The sequence below is a fragment of the Mesorhizobium captivum genome, from assembly GCF_033977165.1.
In the GTDB taxonomy this organism is placed as follows: domain Bacteria; phylum Pseudomonadota; class Alphaproteobacteria; order Rhizobiales; family Rhizobiaceae; genus Mesorhizobium; species Mesorhizobium captivum.
Window position 1 is genome coordinate 125,112 of the sequence record NZ_JAVIJB010000002.1, and the last position, 18,277, is coordinate 143,388.

Annotated in this window: 12 protein-coding genes and 1 tRNA gene; 5 read left to right on the plus strand and 8 right to left on the minus strand. The window is 63.9% G+C overall.

What is annotated here, in order from left to right; all coding sequences use genetic code 11:
* Positions 1 to 97: 97 nt before the first annotated feature.
* The 3 genes from gor to rpiA all read right to left on the minus strand — a co-directional run bounded on the left by gor (position 98) and on the right by rpiA (position 2,929).
* The gene (gene gor, locus RFM40_RS02645; protein WP_320225942.1) at positions 98 to 1,486 is read right to left on the minus strand and encodes a glutathione-disulfide reductase; all 1,389 of its coding nucleotides are present in this window, start codon (positions 1,484 to 1,486) and stop codon (positions 98 to 100) included.
* A gap of 125 nt (positions 1,487 to 1,611) precedes the next feature.
* Positions 1,612 to 2,211 carry a DUF2059 domain-containing protein gene (locus tag RFM40_RS02650; protein ID WP_320225941.1) on the minus strand — a complete coding sequence of 200 codons (600 nt, stop codon included), beginning with the start codon at positions 2,209 to 2,211 and terminating at the stop codon, positions 1,612 to 1,614.
* Positions 2,198 to 2,929: a ribose-5-phosphate isomerase RpiA gene (rpiA, locus tag RFM40_RS02655; RefSeq protein ID WP_320277068.1), complete on the minus strand. Its 732-nt coding sequence runs from the start codon at positions 2,927 to 2,929 to the stop codon at positions 2,198 to 2,200. The genes RFM40_RS02650 and rpiA overlap by 14 nt, the downstream gene beginning before the upstream one ends.
* Positions 2,930 to 3,079: 150 nt before the next feature.
* Here rpiA and RFM40_RS02660 point away from each other — a divergent pair, with 150 nt between their 5' ends.
* Together RFM40_RS02660 and RFM40_RS02665 are read left to right on the plus strand one after the other, a co-directional pair.
* Positions 3,080 to 3,760 carry a phosphoglycolate phosphatase gene (locus tag RFM40_RS02660; RefSeq protein WP_320277069.1) on the plus strand — a complete coding sequence of 227 codons (681 nt, stop codon included), beginning with the start codon at positions 3,080 to 3,082 and terminating at the stop codon, positions 3,758 to 3,760.
* A 126-nt stretch (positions 3,761 to 3,886) separates the two neighbouring features.
* Positions 3,887 to 3,961: transfer RNA gene (locus RFM40_RS02665), tRNA-Val, on the plus strand.
* Positions 3,962 to 4,031: 70 nt separating this feature from the next.
* On the opposite strand, the gene RFM40_RS02670 is transcribed toward RFM40_RS02665, so the two are convergent.
* The 3 genes from RFM40_RS02670 to RFM40_RS02680 form a co-directional block, all read right to left on the minus strand.
* On the minus strand, positions 4,032 to 4,202 hold the full coding sequence (locus RFM40_RS02670; protein WP_320277070.1) for a hypothetical protein: 171 nt from the start codon (positions 4,200 to 4,202) through the stop codon (positions 4,032 to 4,034).
* Positions 4,203 to 4,342: 140 nt separating this feature from the next.
* On the minus strand, positions 4,343 to 5,869 hold the full coding sequence (locus RFM40_RS02675) for an MBL fold metallo-hydrolase (RefSeq protein WP_320277071.1): 1,527 nt from the start codon (positions 5,867 to 5,869) through the stop codon (positions 4,343 to 4,345).
* Positions 5,862 to 9,533, minus strand: coding sequence for a S8 family serine peptidase (locus tag RFM40_RS02680; RefSeq protein ID WP_320277072.1), 3,672 nt, complete (start codon positions 9,531 to 9,533; stop codon positions 5,862 to 5,864). The genes RFM40_RS02675 and RFM40_RS02680 overlap by 8 nt, the downstream gene beginning before the upstream one ends.
* A gap of 607 nt (positions 9,534 to 10,140) precedes the next feature.
* On the opposite strand from RFM40_RS02680, the gene RFM40_RS02685 reads away from it, so the two are divergent.
* Positions 10,141 to 10,827, plus strand: a complete 687-nt coding sequence (locus RFM40_RS02685; RefSeq protein WP_320226044.1) for a Crp/Fnr family transcriptional regulator — start codon at positions 10,141 to 10,143, stop codon at positions 10,825 to 10,827.
* Positions 10,828 to 10,833: 6 nt separating this feature from the next.
* Here the strand turns inward: RFM40_RS02685 and RFM40_RS02690 are convergent, their stop codons facing one another.
* On the minus strand, positions 10,834 to 15,111 hold the full coding sequence (locus RFM40_RS02690) for a cytochrome P450 (RefSeq protein ID WP_320277073.1): 4,278 nt from the start codon (positions 15,109 to 15,111) through the stop codon (positions 10,834 to 10,836).
* Positions 15,112 to 15,230: 119 nt separating this feature from the next.
* Entirely contained in the window at positions 15,231 to 17,006 is a 1,776-nt protein-coding gene (locus RFM40_RS02695) for an adenylate/guanylate cyclase domain-containing protein (RefSeq protein WP_320277074.1), read from the minus strand.
* A 407-nt stretch (positions 17,007 to 17,413) separates the two neighbouring features.
* On the opposite strand from RFM40_RS02695, the gene RFM40_RS02700 reads away from it, so the two are divergent.
* Complete coding sequence (locus RFM40_RS02700) at positions 17,414 to 17,671, plus strand: PepSY domain-containing protein (protein ID WP_320225933.1); 258 nt, start codon at positions 17,414 to 17,416, stop codon at positions 17,669 to 17,671.
* 114 nt (positions 17,672 to 17,785) lie between these two features.
* Complete coding sequence (locus RFM40_RS02705; RefSeq protein ID WP_430691633.1) at positions 17,786 to 18,232, plus strand: hypothetical protein; 447 nt, start codon at positions 17,786 to 17,788, stop codon at positions 18,230 to 18,232.
* The last annotated feature ends 45 nt before the right edge of the window (positions 18,233 to 18,277 follow it).

Sequence of the window (18,277 nt, forward strand, 5' to 3'; positions counted from 1 at the left end):
ATGTCGCCCAAAAGTGTGCAGCGGTTTTGGGAGAACGACATGCGTCAAAACAAAGACCTAAAGCGCGTCGCCTGAATCCGCTTCAGCGCGACGCGCTTTAGACTCGCACGCCATTCTTCACGCGATAGGTCGGCTTATACATGGTGACCAGTTCCTCGGCCGCGGTCGGGTGGACGGCCATGGTGCGGTCGAAATCGTCCTTGGTCAGCCCCGCCTTCAACGGAATGCCGAGCAGCTGCGCCATCTCGCCGGCGTCGGGGCCGAGAATATGGGCTCCGAGCACTTTCCTCGATACGCCGTCGACCACCAGTTTCATAAGCATCTTCTCGTCGCGGCCCGACAGCGTGTGCCGCATCGGACGGAAGGAAGCCCGATAGACCTCGATTTCCGGGAAGCGCTTGACCGCCTCGTCCTCGGACAGACCGACGGTGCCGATTTCAGGCTGCGAGAACACGGCCGTCGGGATGGTGTCGTGGTCCGGCGAGGTCGGGTTGCCCTTGAAGGCGGTTTCGATGAAACACATCGCTTCGTGGATGGCCACCGGCGTCAGTTGCACGCGGTGGGTGACGTCGCCGATCGCCCAGATGTTCTCGATATTGGTGCGGGAATATTCATCGACGACGATCGCGCCCGTCTTGCCGAGTTCCACGCCGACGCCTTCGAGCCCCATATTCTCCGTATTGGGAATGCGGCCGATCGCCAGCATGACCTGGTCGACCGTCAGCGTCTGGCCGCCTGAGAGCAGCACGTCCAGCCTGCCTTCACGATTCTTCCGCACCCATTCGGAAACCGCGTGGCAGAGGATCCTGATCCCCTTCTTCTCCATCGTCTCGTGCAGCGAGCGGCGAAGGTCCATGTCGAAGCGGCTAAGGATCTCCTGGCCACGGTAGACAAGCGTGGTGTCGACGCCGAGCCCATGAAAGATGTTTGCGAATTCGACGGCGATGTAGCCGCCGCCCTCGATCATGATCGCCTTCGGCAATTCCTTGAGGTCGAAGGCCTCGTTGGAGAAGATGCAGTATTCGTGGCCGGAAAGCGCAGGATGCGGCGCCGGACGGCCGCCGGTGGCGATCAGGATCTGATCGGCGCTGACGGTGCGGTCTTCGGCAGTGAGATAAACAGAATGCGGATCGACGAGCACGGCGCGCGAGTGAAAGGTCTCGCCGCCCGCGCCCTCGACATTCTTCTTGTAGATCGCCTCCAACCTCGCGATCTCCTTGTCCTTGTTGGCGACCAGAGTCGGCCAGTCGAAGCGTGCTTCGGGCACCGTCCAGCCATAGCCGGCGGCGTCGGCGAAATGCTCGGGAAACTGCGAGGCATAGACATAGAGCTTCTTCGGCACGCAGCCGCGGATGACGCAGGTGCCGCCGTAACGATATTCCTCGGCGATGGCGACGCGCTTGCCGAGGGACGCCGCCATACGGGCCGCCCTCACCCCGCCGGAACCACCGCCGATGACGAAAAGATCGTAGTCGTAACCGGCCATCGGATGGGCTCCTGGGAAATGAAAAGGGTGCGCCAGAGGTAGGCTGCCAAGCGCCAAAAGAAAAGCCCGGGAAACCCGGGCTCTCCTGATCCAGCCGCTGTGACCGGCTGAAATGGCTGTGCGGATCAGTTCTGCGAATTATCGGCAGGAGCCGAGCCGTCTGCAGGAGCAGAGTTGTCGGCGGGAGCAGTCGCATCCTGCGCAGGCTTGGCCGGGGCCGCGGCCTTGGCGGCGGCGGCAAGGGTCTCGCCGACCTGCTGGGCGAGATCGCGGGCGACGCCGTTCTGCCAGATGTCGGCCGCCTTCACGAGATCGCGCGTCACCGCTGGGCCGCTGTCGAGCAGCTTCTTGCCGGCATCAGAGCTGTAGAAGGTGGCGATATCGTTGAGGTCCTTTTCGGAGAACACCTTGGCGTAGGCGAGCGCCGCCTCCTTCTCGAGGTCGGCGCGCCGCGAGGCGAGGCCGATCGCCTTCTCGGTGACGGTCTTCCCGATCAGCTCCTGCATGTCGGGGTTCTTCTGGATCAGCTGGTTCTCGAGCGCGGCCGCCGCCTGCGGCAGTATGTTGTCGAACGGGTCGGTGGCGTGGATAGCCACAACTGCGGCCCGCGCGGCCTTGAGATGCGATTCGCTGATATCCTGCGAAAACGCCGGCGAGGACAGCGCAAGGACGGCTGAGGCCGCCAGAAGCGTCAAAAGGCGGCGAACCCGTTTATGCAACATCATGGTCGATAGAACTCCCTGGTTTTCGGGCGGCATGGACGGTTTGGATGCCGTCGCCGCCGGCGATGATGGCCGTTGACGCCAGCCCGATGAATAGACCGTGCTCGACGACGCCTGGAATGGCGAAAAGAGCATTCGAAAGCGCTCTTGTATCCGGAATGCGGCCAAAAGATGCATCGAGGATAAAGTGGCCGCCGTCTGTAACAAATGGCTGTCCCCCCGTCATCCTCAATGTAACCGGGCCGGCAAGGCCGAGGCTTGCCGCGGCCGCGCCGACCGCGATCTCGGTGGCGCGCAGGCCGAACTTGTTGACTTCGATCGGCAGCGGGAAGCGACCGAGGGTCTCGACCATCTTGGATTGGTCGGCAATGACGATCATGCGCTTGGACGTCGCCGCGACGATCTTTTCGCGCAACAGCGCGCCGCCGCCACCCTTGATCAATGTTAGCGTGGGATCGATCTCGTCGGCGCCGTCGATCGTGAGGTCGAGCTCGGGCGTTTCCTCCAACGTCGACAGCGGCACGCCGAGCTCGCGACAGAGTGCCGCGGTGCGCTCGGAAGTGGGCACGCCGATGACGGTGAGGCCGGTCGCCACCCTTTCGGCGAGCAGCCGCACGAACGCGTCGGCGGTCGTGCCGGTGCCGATGCCGAGCCGCATGCCGTCACTGACGTGGACGAGCGCTGCGCGCGCGGCTTCGACCTTCAGCTGTCTTGTATCCACGCTTTTGCCCCGATTTCGCTGGTTTCGCGCGCGTCCTAGCATTTTTGCCTGTCCCGTCAAAGGCTTCGCCTGTGGACCGATAGAGGCTGCTTGCTTGGCCAGCGCGCAGCTTGTATCGGCTGCGGCATTTCAACCGCTGCAGGACTGGCCATGACCCGACCGATAATCGTGTTCGACCTCGACGGGACGCTCATCGACACCGCGCCGGACCTGCTCGACAGCCTCAACCACAGCCTGGCGGCCGGAGAACTTGCTGCAGTCGACGAAGCCGGCTTCAGGCGCTTCGTCGGCCATGGCGGCCGCGTCATGATCGAGCGCGCGCATGCGGCGCAGAACAAATCGCTCATGACGGAAGAACACGACCGGCTGCTGAAACTCTTCCTCGACCATTACACGATCAACATTCCAGGCAAGTCGCGTCCCTACTCCGGTGTCATCGCGGCGCTCGACCGTTTCCGGGCCGCCGGCTACCTGATGGCGGTCTGCACCAACAAATACGAAGCGAATTCGGTGGCGTTGATCGGCGCGCTTGACATGGACAAATATTTCGCCGCCATCTGCGGCCAAGACACCTTCGCCTTCCGCAAGCCCGATCCGCGCCACCTGATCGAGACCATCAAGCTGGCCGGCGGCGATCCGCACAGCGCCGTGATGGTCGGCGATTCGCAAACCGACATCGACACCGCCAAGGCCGCCGGCATTCCGGTGGTGGCGGTCGATTTCGGCTACACGGACCGCCACGTGCGCGAGTTCGAGCCGACGCTGGTGATCTCGCATTTCGACACGCTGACGCCGGATCTGGCCGAACGGCTGATCGCCGCGGCGCGCTGAGTCCCGGCTTTTCAAGCCTGCCGAGGACCGGCAAATTCGATCGTCGCAGATCGTCGGCACACTGCCTTGACTTCGCGCGCCTGCCTCCCTTATATCGCGGCTCGCTTCGGCCTTCGGGCAATGAGCGGGCGATTAGCTCAGCGGGAGAGCACACCCTTCACACGGGTGGGGTCGCAGGTTCAATCCCTGCATCGCCCACCATCCAACTTCCTGAGAATGTTGGATGATCTGGCCCCATGAAATCTCATAAAAATCTGGACGCCGCCGGCGCTTAGATCAGCCCTCTTCTCACGCTCAAATGTGTCACTGCCGTCACCAGGATGGCGCCGGTCATGAAATAGAGCGTGGCGACGATGTTGCCGTGATGGAAATGAATCCCGGCAAACAGCAAGGCCATGACCACGGCAAGAAATGCGATTATGCGCGAGAATTCATCGGGCATGGGGCGACCTACGGAAACGAGATGGATGGCCGCCCTCAATCAGCCGAGCGCTCATTAGATCAGATTTCGATTTTCCGCAATCGGTCCGATATGCGCCCTGACGACACGATCCGCGTGCTGCGCGTCGCGTTGCCGATTCTCTAAGCCAAATCCACCTCGACCCACAGCCCACCCGGACCGCGAGCAGGATCGCGCGGGGCGCTGCGTACGGCCAGGATGGAACCCGACGGCGAAGCGAAAGCCGGTTTTCCACCCGCATTGGCCAGCCAGTGATCGTCGGCGCGGATGACGCGGCCCTTGGTCTTTGCTTCGAGCGCGGTCAGAATCGGATCATAGGGCATCTCGCCCCAATGCACCTTCACCGCATCCAACTTATTGGTGGGAATGAACGCCGACAGGTCGGAGCTGACCAGCAGGTCAAACCCCTGCTTCTGCGGCGTCGCGTTCTGGCTGCCGTGATGGGCGACCTTGAGATAGACGGTGCGCGCCAGAAGATCGGCCGATGTGACGGTAGATTGTCCGACCGGCCATTTCAGGTCCTTCCAGCTCAGCCAGTTACCGATCTGGGCGTCGCCCGGGAACAGGAACACCCTGCCGCTGTCGATGAGTTCGAAGGCGAGCACCAGGCTGGTGTTGTTGACGCCGCGGTCGAGCTGCAGCGCGAGGTCGGCGGCGATCCCCATCCAGTCTGCGTCGATGCGGCGCCATGATTGGTCGCGGTCCTCCATGGGGGCAGCTCCGGAGACCGACCCGGAATATTGCTTGCGGGTAAAGGCGCCGATATCGACGACCGGGTCGCTGCCCTTGTCGCCGTTCAGCGCTGCCGAGAGCGGCGTGCCGATGTTGCGTTCGAAAGGGCTGAGCTCGTCGATGTAGGTCGGATCGTCGGCCTGGTTCATCTTTAGCCCGGATGCGAGCGCCCGCGCGAACGGCCCGCCGCTGGCGAGCGGGAACATCTCGCTCGCCTTTTCCTCCAGCCGGAGCGCCGCCTTGTCGCGCGGCGGCCCGAGCACATAAATCCGAAGATTGGGCAGGCCATCGATCGCTTGCGGCGCTCCGCCGGGCTCGAAATAGGTGGGCGTTGGTTTTGCGGATAGGTTTGCCGCGGCGTTGCGAGCCGAACGTACCCTCTCCCCGGCGGCGCCGAACTGGAAGCCGAGCACGGCCTGCAGGCCGTCGCGGACACGCTGCATGTACGGGTTGAGTCCCTGCATGCCGTCGAGCTTCTGGCTGGCGCCCTGCAATGCGTCCAGTGCCTGACCCTTGAACTTGTCGAGCTCGATGGCTCCAGGGTCGGCTGGATTTTCGGTCCAAGCCATCCAGACATCGCCGACGGAAAAATCCTTGAAGAGGTCCTTCGAAGTCAGGAATCCCGAAACATGGTCCCAGTGCTCATGGGTGACGACGAGCACATCGATCTTGCCGCCCGTTTCTTTCTTGAGGTCGGCGACGATGTCGGCGACCAGCGCCGGGCCGCCGGTGACCGATACGTGGATGCCGCAATCGATCAGCATGCGGAACGGCGCGCCATCGGCCTTCGTGAAAGTGAGCAGGTGACAGTCGCCGATGCCCTGGCAATAGTGCCGGACCGTGACGGAAGGAACGCGCGCTGTTGCGGAGGTCGCGGCTCTGCGCGGCCGCCTTGTTGCTGCTGGCTTCCTAGACATGATCGTCGTCTCCGTCGCTGGCATGCAGCATGGCGAAGGGCTCGGAGACCTCGCCGCCGAAATAGAGCGCCCGGAGCGGCGACAGATAGTTCGCTGTCACGGTCTCAGCCTGGCGCTTCTGCCGGTCCGCGCTGCCGGTGTTCTTGATGATCGCGTAGCGGATCTCCTCAAAGCCTTCGCGCGGGTCGATGATGATGGTTGCGCCGCCACGGAACCAAAAGAAGCCGTCACCCTTATTGACGCCTTGCGGCGCCGGCATGCCGTCGAAAGCGATCGGAAGCCGCTGCTGGATGACGGCGACGACCTCGACACGGAACGAGCCGTCCGGCTCGACGCGCCGCGTCGGGCGAACGCTGTAGATGTCGAAGGTCGTCTCGCCCTTCTTCGGCTGGTGCATGACCGTACCGTCGTCATAGTAGCGCGGCAGATCGGGAAGCAGGCCGAACTGCTTGTAGAGGTCGGGATCGGACGCGAAAGCCTTGTGCATCGCCTTCCAAAGCGCATAGCGGTTCTTGTCGTTGAGGGCGAAGATCTCGGAGCGCTTCAGCTTCTGGTTCCAGCCGAGGTCGATCTTGCTCAGCAGCCCCTTCAGCCAGGGTGGCGAAGGATCCTCCGGCGCGCTCCAGGCGAGCGTCTCTTCCGAAATGGTGCGCACGTCGCGCGGCAAAAGCTTCCACTTGCGGAAGGATTCCAGGAATGCCAGGCGATAGTGCAGAGGATCGTCGGGATAGGCGTCGCGGTCGGCTGTGATCAGCGCCCGCAGATATTCGCCGAAGGTAATGTCGACGGCGGGGCAATAATCGAGCGCGCGGATGCACATGGTCAGCATCTGACTGGCGGTCTTGGCGATCTCGTCTGTAAGGCGCTCGACGAGGCTCGGATGCAACGTACCCGCCGGCAGGATGCCGGTGCCGCCGGTGGCAAGCTGGATCAGGTCGTCGGTGCGGCGGTCGGCGATGGCGATGAACGCCTGGTAGACGGCGAAGACGAGGATGGAGCCGCGGTCGTGCGCCTCGACGGTCTTGTCGTAATCGAGGTCGGCCATGCCGGCGCCGCCATATTCGCGCAAAGGTCCGGCCCTGCCGCTGCCCTCGCCGAACTGCTTGGCGATGCCGGACAGTAGCGAGGCCGCCGACAACTCACCCCTCGCCTTGCCGATCTCGAAATTCACCAACTCCTTCAGCGTAAAATGTTGGAACAGCGCCACGATGTCGGCAAAGGCCTCATGGAACGCCGGAACGTCCGGATTCGACGCCTCCTGGAAGCGGCGATGCAGTCCGTCGAGCAGCGCATGCGACATCTCATGCGCGATGATGTCGCTGGAGAGGCACGAGAACACCGTCGTCCCGGGCGTGGTGACGTCTCCTTCATTGCCGGTTGCCGGGAAATAGCCGAACAGCAGCGCCTTCTTTTCCGGGCTGTAATAGGCGTTCTCGGCGCGCAGCGCATGCGGATAGATGCGCAGGCGCGGCACATAATGCGCCTTCACCGTCATGTCGCCGGCACGGCCGGGAGTTTGCGAATAGTGCGGCGCCCATAGCGCCCGCCGCCCCAGCGCGCGCTCGAAATGGCCGATCGTGGTCATGGCGACAGCGTAGACCATCTGCTGGTGGAATTTCGGATTGCCTTCCGAGGGCGGCAGGCCGTCCTGCGCCAAGAGCACCTTGTCGTTGAGGTCGACCGGATCGTAGATGCAGTTCGATGCCGGATCGACATCGAGCACTTCGAGATATTCGCCGATCGGGCCCGGCTGCAGCGCCTTGTCGGCCGACGGCTCGTCGTCCCAGGGAACCGAGAGCGTTGCCTGGTAGACCGACACCGAGTCCAATCGCTTGGCGACCGAAGGGTCGAGCGCGTAGATGCGCAGGCGCCGTTGTGGCGGCGGCAGCGGGCGCGGCTTGCGCTTGATCGGCGTCGGGCTTGCTGCGGGAGCGGCGGCCGGCACCGGCTTGGCGCCGGCCCTGCCCAGCACGCCCTCGAGAAAGGCCCTGAGCGGCTTCGACGGATTGCCTTCGTCCAGGGCGGCTTCGAGATAGCGATTGCGCGCCGCGGCCGAGATGGCGGCCGGGTCGCCGTCGGGATCGGCGATCGCCTGGTCGACGACGGCCGTGCTTTGCGCCATCTGCATCAGCTCCAGCGCCAGCATGCGTTGCCGTTGCGACGCCACGGACGACTGAGCGGCAAGCGAATTGCCCCCGGTCAAGAAATCGAGCCAGCTCCACGTATAAGTCGCCGGCGGCAGTTTCCGCAGCAGGTTCTCCGCCGGCGGGGCGACCGCCAGCGCGTCGAAGGCGCGCACCACGCCCTGCCCGATCTTCTCCAGCGTCTCAGCGGCGTTCATCTTCGGCGTCGATTTCTGCGCCGCCTTGAACAGCGCGAAGCGCACGGCCTCGATGCGCATCCAGGGCTGCGAATAGGTCTTCACGACGTCCCAGTGCTCGGCCAGCCAAAGCGCGGCCGCCGCGGCGACCTGCGGCGTCGCCGCAGAGGTGCCGTTGCCGTCCATGTCGACGACCTTGGCGCAGTCGATCTCCGCCCAGGGCACGTTCGGCGTGTAGGCGCCGAGCGCTGTCTTCATCTTCGATGGCGGGCCGTAATTGCCCTGCATCGTGCCGAAATCGAGCCCGGCATAGGCGCGGCCGTCGCCCATCACGCCACATGCGGCCAAGACGCGGTTGCAACGTGCCGGATAGACGATGCTGCGCGGCGTGAGGGCAAGATTGTTGCCGGCCGCGGTAACCATCACCAGGCCATGGTCGTAGGCGAGATTGACGGCGTCGACCAGGGCCTGGGAGGTAAGACCACCCATGCTCATCGACAGCACCTGCGCGCCTTGCTGGCGCGCATAGTCGATCCCCTGCACCATGGTGCCCGTGGTCAGGCGGACCACCCAGTCTGCGATGCGCACTGGAAGGATCTTCGCTTGCGGAGCACCGCCGACGAAGTCGGTGAAACCCGGCCAATGTGGCGACGTGCCGTCGAGCTTGTTGCCGGCAAGCAGGCTGAGCGTTCCGGTGCCGTGGCCGCGATTGCTGGTGAGCGTGCCGGCAGGCGCATGATCGGTCGCATTGTCCGGCCCAGTGCCGTCGTCGACGAAATTGCGCTGCTTGGCCGTGAGAAGCCCAGCCGGCACGGTGCGGTGGCCCGGATCGAAGCCGGTATCGAGATGGGCGATGGCGATATTGGCCTGCTTGGCGCCGGCCTTGCTGCGGGCAGCGGCGAACTGGCTGAAGGACGGCCCGGCGTTCCAGGCAACCACGCCAGGCACCGTCGCCTGCCTGCCGCTCGGGTCCTGGTCGTCGAAGGCGCAGACAGGGCTGGCGCTCGCCGACATGCCGCGGTCGCCGTTGCCGTTCTTGTAGTCCCATTGCTGAACGATGTCGGGCTCGATCGCCAGGACATCGGCGCCGGCAATCGCGACATCTCCACCGCGAGCCACAACTTCGTGGGCGTCGTCCCAGGGATTGTCCGAGTCCGCGCCCCTAGCGGAAAGCCGCAGCCAGGTCGCGCCCCGGTCCGTTGCTGCCCCGAAGTCGGCGCCGGAAGCACCTGGCGGCACGGTCAGGATCGGTTCGGCGTCGATCCCTCCGATACCAAGCGACCGGCTTTTGGCCGCAAACCCGGCGCCGTCGCCGCGAACCTTGACAAGGAGACTCCGCGCCATGGCATGCCCCTCCTCGGAAGTGGAAACCATGGCGTGAGCTGCCAATCCCAGTCAAGCCAAGTCCCAAACCATGCTTCGATCATTCTGTTAGGCAACTAGGAAACCGGCCGATTCTGTTTCGGCTTCGGCACAACTATGCTCGGTGTCTGAACATACATGCGACAAATGACAATCGCGCCGGCCGGTAGGCGCTTCTGTGACCGCCTTCACATACGCCGCGCGAGCTTCACGCACAGATATCGCACCGGGTGGCACTGGCTTCTGCTTCAACGCACGGGCTCGAATGGCTTCCGGGCCTGAAAATGGGTCGGTCCTCGGCAGGAAATTTCGATCACCTAGCCATTTTCAGATTTGCTGTCCGCGCGCGTCGGTCACCTCCCGCCACGCGCGCGGACGGCGTTTCAAAGATCGGTCCGCGTCCGCCAGCGCGCTCCGATGCTCATTGCAAGGGAAGTCGCCGGCTAATTTGATGCCTGCGGCACACGTCTGGCGCTCGATCTTGACCAAAGGCCATCGTGCTGCCGTGACCGCCACGAAAGGAGACCAGGCCTTGATCGAGCACGCACTTGTCATACAATTTCCGCTCAACGAGAGGCGGAAACGCATCATGTCGACAGCCGGCGTAGACGACCGGGGCGCCGTGCCGCGCCTGGCACGGATCGATCCGCGTCAGTTCGATCTGCTGTTCGGCGGCTGCAAGGTCGAACGCTATGCCGCGGGTCAGCACCTGTTCGTGCAGGAGGACGCTTCCGACCGCATCTACGGCGTGATGAACGGTACCGTCGAAATCTCGCTCTATTCGCCGGGCGGACAGAAGCTGGTGGCCAATATCGAGCTCTCGCGCAGCCTTGTCGGCGAGATCGGCGCCTTGGACGGACGCCCGCGAACGGCAACCGCTATCTGCCTCACCGCATGCGAGCTGGTTTCTCTCAGCCGAACGCAACTCTTTGATCGTATTGAAAAAAATCCGCCGTTGGCGCGTGCCATGATCGAACTTCTGTGCACGCGGCTGCGCTGGGTCAGCGGCGAGCTCGGCGACCAGGCCTTCTTCGGCATCGAGGCCCGGCTGGCGAAGCGGCTGGTGTTCCTCAGCAGTGTCATGGCCGACGCGGCCGGCTGGGTCCCGATCTCGCAATCGGAGCTCGGCGAGTTCCTCGGCGCGACGCGCGAATCCGTCAACAAGACGCTCAACGACTGGCGCAATCGGCATATGATCGCCATCAGGCGCGGCGGGCTGCGCATCACCAACACCGCCGCGCTGAACCAGATCGCCGAATCGCAGGACGACGACTGACCCGAATCACAGCCGCGAAATCAGGTAGCGCAGCGCGGACCGGCTCGGCATGAAGAAGTAGCCGCCGCCCTTCGTGGTAACGAATTGTGGCATGTCCTTAAGCACCGTGACCTTTTCCCAGGACGGAATCGAGAACCGGCCGACGCCGTCGCGCGCGCCGATCGTCGGATCCTTTTCGCCGACAAGGCCCTGTAACGAGCTCGACGAGACCCAGGTCTGCTGGATGAATTCGTACTGACGTTCGATGTCGGCGTTGAGGCACATGAAGAGAAGCCCCTTCTCGACCTTCCCGCTCCGGCCCTTTTTCTCGTAGGTGCGGCCGACGCGCAGGATGCGATGGCGCTTGCCGATCCTGATCTGCGTCTCGCGGTCCTCGCCGAGCGAATCGCGCGGATTGGAGCGGCGTATGTGCGAGCCGAGCGGGCAGCGATGCCCTTGCGGGTCCTCGGCGCCAAGCGCGAAATCGTTGTCGACGCCGCGGCCGGGGCGGCCATCGGGGTTGCGCACCAGCGAGCTGCCGTCCTGCCAGCGCCCGAGCATCTTGGCCGCCACCCAGCGCGGCGTGATGGCGTCGTCGCCGGTCTCGTGCGCGGCCCGCGCGGCGGCGTGCTTGCAGTAGTCGTTGAACAGCTCGACATGCTGCTCGAATTGACGCACGACGAGGAACGAGCCGTTGCGGCCAAAATCGCGCGGCGGTGGAGGCTGGCCGGGGATCTGCCGGTTCCGCCGCACCTGCGACAGGATGCCGGTGCGATCCTGCGCTGCCTCGACGGAGGGCGAGGCTGGATAGAATCCGTGCTCGTCGCGATAGCCGAACAGGAACTCGCCGGGCGCGACCAGATGCATCGGCGCGGCGCCCTTGTTGGCGCGCGACGTGCCCCTGACTATCGGCTGCGAGACACCGTCGGCAAAGCCGAAATGCTCATAGGCGCGCAAGCGCTCCGGCTTGCCGCTGTTGCCGGCATGCTGGGATTTCGCGCCGTCCCTTTTCGGCGAGCGGTTCACAACGAGCGGCAGCTCGGCGACGATTTTCATCCCGGCGCCCGTCGTCTTCCGCTTCGTCGTCGTGATCTCTCCCTTGAGAGTCGCCGGCTCTTCGGCGTAGCAGATGACGACCGCGTCGACCGGCGTCTTGGCCGAGCCCCACTGCCATTTGTCGGCCGCGTCCGGGCCGGTATCGTCGAGGATGCGGCTACGCTCCGGATTGCCCATGCCGTGGCGAAAGGCCGCTGGAAATGTGTCCAGCGGATCGTCGTCGACGCCACCTGCCAGCCCGAGACGACGAAGGCCGTCGGGACCGAAGGCCACCGTCATGGCTCGTCCGGCAGGCACGCCGTCGCCGAAACTTGTTTTGTCGATGACGAAGTCCAGCCAGGCTTTGCGTTGCATTGCCGGCAGATCTTCTGGCACCCGGATCGCCAGCATATGCGCGTAGCCGAGCGCGCCGAACGGACCGAAGAAGATCGATTGGATCTCGCCCGCTTCCAGCTCTTCGAGAGGCGAAGGCGCCGGTTCACGGCCGGCGGTTTCCGCCGGCCTTGCCTGCGGCCGCTGCAACGAGCCGAACAGGCTCACCCAGTCGCGCGCCTCGTTGCCGGTGGCCGAAGCAATGCCGCGCCTGATCCTGGAGTTGATGCGGATGCGCGCGGTGTTGAGATGGGGATAGGCGGAGTACCAGAACAGCGTCGGCACCTGCTGGCGTCGCGCCCAGCGCTTGAAGCGGTCGCCGTCGCGCGCGCCGTCGAGGAAGAGCCAGCGCGTGCGCGGATAACCGTCGGTGTTGCTCCACACCCCGGTCAGGCCTTCCGAAGCCTTGGCGATGAAGTCCTCCAGATAGCTTTCCCAGCTGCCGCCGTAGTTGGAGAAGAACATCAGCTTGTCGGTGCCCGGCAGCAGCACCCAGCGGGCGAAGTGAATGGTGTTGATGGTGGCAAGGAACCCCGGCTTGAACACTTTCTGCGCCGATATCGAGATCAGATAGAAGGAAAGCCTCAGTGCCAGCCGCCGCAAGGTGCCGGCCTTCATCGTCGAGATCGCGGTCAGATGGTTCTGCGCGCAGTGGTCCTCATTGGCGAGGATCCTGTCTAGGGCGCCGATGTCGACCGGGGTGTTCTGCGGCCTGTCCTTGTCCTCGAGGCGCCGCAGGCCCAGGAAGCACAAGCCGACGAACAGCAGGGCGATAGCCAGCAGCCCCAGCACCGCCAGCAGAAGCGCGGTGCCGGCAATTGCGATGTTGGTAAAGGTGACGCCGTGGAGGTTGCCGAACACAAGCACATAGATCATGCGCCAGAAGGCAAGCACGACGATCGCGACTGTGGCGAGCATTGCGGGCGCAAGCAGCGTCGTCGTCAAGGCCCGCCACCAGCGGCCCGGCGGCCGCTCGAGCAGGCTTTCGGCGGGCTCGAAGGCCCAGCCGAACTGTCCCAGCGACTGGGCATGCCGGCGCGCCTCGGTAAGCACCGCAAGGGCGTTGCCGGTACCGGCACGCGGCTTTTCGACGATCTCGCGCACACTGTCGGCAAGCTCGGCCTCGGCTAGGATGCGGCGCACCGAATGGCCAGGCGTGCCCGAAAAAACCAACCCTGCCGCGCTGCCGAAGGACGGCGATATTTCGATGTGATGCTTCTTCAGGAAGCCGTCCAGCGAGCCGCCGTCGGACAGACCGCAAACGTCCCTGAAGATCGGCCGCAACCGGTCGCCTATGGCCAGCGTGATGGCGCCGATCACATCGTCCGCGCTGCCGTCGCCGGAGATTTCGAGCACGAGTGCCCCGGTGTCGAGGCCTGATTTCTCGTCCTTTCCGGTGGCCGCGACTGCCAGGCTGGCGAAATGAATCGAGCCCACCTTGTCGAGCGCGCCGCCCACCTCGTCGATCGCCGGATTGCCGAGGGCGCCGACCTTGTCGCGCACGGCATCCAACGGCACCGCGCGCGCGATCGGGCAAACCACGGTGACCATCGACTGGTCGACTGTGCGGCAAAGCGGCGAGCGCTCGAAATCGACCTTGAGGCTCGCCGGATATGCGCCGACATTGACCATCTTGCCGGCTCTGCCGCGCGCGCGGCTGAGCTTGGGCTTGCTGAACAGGGCACGAACGCATTCGCCGATCTGTATGCGGGCGATCTCAGCGCCGATGCACAGGTGGATACCGTGGCCGAAAACCATGTAGTCGCGGTGCGGACGCGAGGTGTCGAACTCATTTGGCCTTTGCACGATTTCCGGATCGAACATGGCCGACAGCGTCGCCGGCATCACCACGGTTCCGGCCTTCACCAGGCGCTCTCGGCGCGTGCCCTTGCCGATGGTCGCATCACGGGCGGTGTAGCGCCACGGGCCGACCCAGATCGGCTTGAAGCGCATGGCTTCCAGGATCGCCCGATCGAGCTTGCCGCTATCGCTTGCGGCAATGGCCGCGTCGACAGCCTGGCGGGCATCGGACCGCGACAGGATGACGTCCAGGCAATTGCCGCCCGCAAGCACGTTGGTCGGAACGAAACCGGCAATCATGCCGAGCATGATCGAATGGATGTCGGGCCGCGACAGGCGCCCCTGATCCATGAGCGCGACGAGGCGGGCCAGCGGCCGGTCGTCCTTCCCTCCCTTGTCCCTGACCGCGGCGATCGAGCGCTCGATGACCTTGATCAGGCGATCGCCGCCGACGACCGCGAGTTGGCGCGTTGTCGGGTTCGCGGTCGGATCTGAAAAGAACAGCGCGCTTAGCGCGATCGACCAATCGGCAAACTCGGTTTCGTCGTCGATCTCAAGACCGAAATAATCGCGACAGATTCGCACCGGCACAATTTTCATCAGCCCGGCGATGGCGTCGAAGCCCGGGCTGGCTCTGGTCATGATGTCGCGTGAATGACGCTCCGCGATCGGCCTGACGGCGGCTTCGACTTCCGCTGGCGGAAAGGCGCTCAGCACGGCCGACTTCATCTGCCGGTAGGCAGCCCCGTCCTGCATCCCGAGGATGAAGTTCGATCCCCTGGCCAGTTCCGCCATTTCCGGACCGTAGGGTGTTTCGAACTCGTCGCCGCGCTCCAATATGTCGCGCACGTCGACGCCCTTGGTGACGAGCAGGAAGTTGCCAAAGGCCAGGTTCGGCCAAAAACGGCGCAGCGGCGCCAGCAACCAGCGCGGATCGCTCAGAAAGAACCCGGTGATGCGGGAGGCAATACCATCCCTGGCGCGAAGCCGGTTGATATCGAACGGCGGCATCTCGACGACAGGGCGCTGGCTCTTCTGGGCCGCGCGGACAGCAGCGAAATACTTCAACTTGATCATGCGCGTTCGAGCCCCCCGGCTGTCCAAGTCGATGCGATGCCGGCAAGCTAATGGCCTAGGTTTGCATCGGTCCGGCGTATGTGATTTTTTTCACAGTCGTCTGTCTTCGGTTCCCGCGATCATGCAATGGACTTGGCCTGGTCGAAATTCGCGATCAGGAAGTTGTTCTTCGCCGAATCGACGAACGGTATCCAGCGAATCCTCTGCTCGGAAAAGTCGGGATGTCTTGTCCCGAAAATGGCGAGTTCCCGCTCGGCCTCGTCGCGGCGGCCGCTCCGCATCAAGGCGCCGATTTTCAGGAACCTGGCGTAGAAGTAGCTCGGCGAAAGGTTGAGCGAGCGGTCGGCAACCGCAATTGCCGCGGGCCAGTCCTCGACGAAGCAATATGCGGCGGCCAGTTCCCCAAGATTGTGGAAGCGGTAGAGGTCGAACGGGCTCAGCCGCTCGGTATCCAGGAAGAATGGGATCGCGCCGGCGGCATCGCCGAGCAAAAGGCGCGCGCTGCCCATCGCAGAGCGGGCGAAGGCAAAGCTCGGGTTGATGTGGATCGCCTCAGCGAGATGCTCGGCGGCCGACGCCGGCTGGCCGCGCATGATGTCGGCGGCGCCGAGATAGGCATGCGGTCGCGCGTCGAGGCTGTCCATCAAAAGCGCCTTGCGCGCGAACGCCTCGACCTTGTCCAGGTCGTCGCTGTCGCCGAAGCGCAGCCATGCCCGCCAGAAATACCACCATGACAGCTCGTTCAGCACGGCACTGGAATTCGGATCTTCCTGGTAGGCCTTGTCGAAGAATTCGAGCGCGATTTCGGTGTCGCTGCGCGTGCGCCTGTTCATGTGCCAACGGCCCCGCCGCACCAATTGCCAGGTCTCGAGGCTTTCCCACGGCACCTGGAAGGTCCGCACCTGCTCGGCCCGATCGACTTCCTTGTCGAGGATCGAAACGATCTCGCTGCCGATCTGGTCGCGCAGGCTGAAGATATCGACGAGATCGCGATCGAAGCGTTGCGACCAGACGAGACGCCCGTTCGACGTATCGGTGAGCGAGGCGTTGAGGCGGATCTGCCCGCTGTAGCGCGCCAGCGTGCCGCCGACGATATAGCGCGCGCCAAGCGCATTGCCGATGAGCCTGGTTCCGAGGCTGTCGTCGCGGAACTGGAAGCTGGAGCCCTTGGCGATCACTGAAAGCCAGCGGGTGTTGGAGAGGCCGTAGATGATGTCTTCGGCAATGCCGTCGGCCATGTAGCCGACATCGGGCTCGCTTCCGTCGCCCTGGAACGGCAGCACCGCGATTGCCGGCGGCCCCTTGGCGAAGGGTCTGTAGGAACCCGAAGCTGTGGCGGCCAAGGGAGCCGCCATCGTGGCGCCGTTGCCGCCGCGCCCGGCTATCAGGACGCGCACCGGCAGGGCGATGTTCTTCAGCATGAACTCGCCGAGGTCGGTAAAGACCGCCGCGGTCTTGTCCTTTACGTGGTGCCAGGTTGTCTCCGAAATGGCGAGGCCGTCATGGGGAGCGAATTCCTGGAGGCGGGCGGCTATGTTGACGTCGTCGCCATAGAGCCGGCCCTCGCGGACGATGACGTCGCCGGTGTTGATCCCGGCCCGAAACGGCATGCGCATCTCCTCGCCCACCGAGGCATTGAGCGCCATGATCCGATCCTGGAAATCAAAGGCCGCGCGCAAAGCTTCGATCGGATTGCCAAACTCGGCCATGATGCTGTCGCCGGCAACGCCAAAGGTGCGGCCGCCAAAAGCGCCGCAGCTGTCGGTGATGATATCGCGCCTTTCCTCGAAGGCCGCGACGGCGAGTTCGTCGTCGATGCCCATCAGCCGTGAAAAGCCAACGGCGTCGATAGAAATGATTGTCGCCAGCTGACGGGTATAGTTCCGTTCAGCCATGATAGAGCCCCCGGTCCCTGTTTTCGGTCCAGAACAGGCGACTTCCGCTCTCAAAACACTTCGCCGTTTGCCGATGGAAAATCCCGGCAGGCTCGGCGCGCCGTTGCCACCCTGTTGGTTTGGACTCTATCAGGGTCTTGCCAAAAGCTCTACCACGAACAGCTAATGGAGCGCGCCTTCGGCCCGACCCATGGTTAGCCGTTTGTTACCTGAAGCATCAGATCCTGGAAACTTGCTTACATATTGGAATCTCGCGGCTTTATTTATTTCCGCTTGCGCGAATGAAGGTGCTGCCGGTCGTGGCGGACTGGCCGTGGAGCAAGGTGTTGTCGTCCCGTGGTGGAACCAACCGGCCGGGATTCGAGTTTTCCAGCGCACTCATGCCAACACGAAATTGAGGGGCAGTCATGCGCGCTGTTGTTTTGGCAATCGGTATTGCGTCTTTCCTTGCCGGCGGGCCGGCTTTCGCGGCGGACGACCAGGCGATGCCTCCGCAAAATGCCAAGAAGCTTTCGGAAATCGTCGCCAAGGTCGAGAAGCGGAACGACTTCCAATATGTGAAGGGGGTCGACTGGAGCAGCGACGGCTATACCGTCACCTACTACACGACCGACAAGGCCAAGGTCCAAATCACCTACGATCCGGTAACCGGCGAGCCAAAATAGACGCCTGAAGACGGCTGCCCGTGGGTAGCCGCCCCTGCCCATCCCGAGTCTTGCGTCGACGCGTATTTGATGGCTGACTGCGCGCCACGATTGCGGGCACGGGGGTGCATGGCAATGGTTGGCTACGTCCTGAAGCGCATCTTGATGATGCTCGCCGGCTATCTGGTCGGCTTGATCGCGCTGGTCGTGATCTACATGGTGCTGAGCTCACTGCCCAACGCTCCAGGCTATTTCGAGCTGATGCAGTTCACGCCCGTCGCTGTGCTCGTGGTGCCGCCCCTCGGCATGTTCGTCTATTTCCTGACGATCGTGGTCACCGGCATGCAGACCCTGGTCTTTGCCCTGATTGCCGAGTTCTTCTCGTTGCGGAGCTTCTGGCTGCACATGCTGTTCGGCTGTGCCGCGGCAGCAGCCGGTTTCGTGCTGCTCTGGCCTGACGCGCCGGACGATCCGGAACGCTGGGGCGACATGGGCATCATCGCCGGCGCTGGTCTCGTCGCCGGCCTGGTCTACTGGCTGATCGCCGGGCGCGACGCCGGCTTTCGGCGCCCACTCGTCTAAGCAATGCCAGGAAAGTGACAAGCGCTTAGGCTCGGCGGCTTCGCC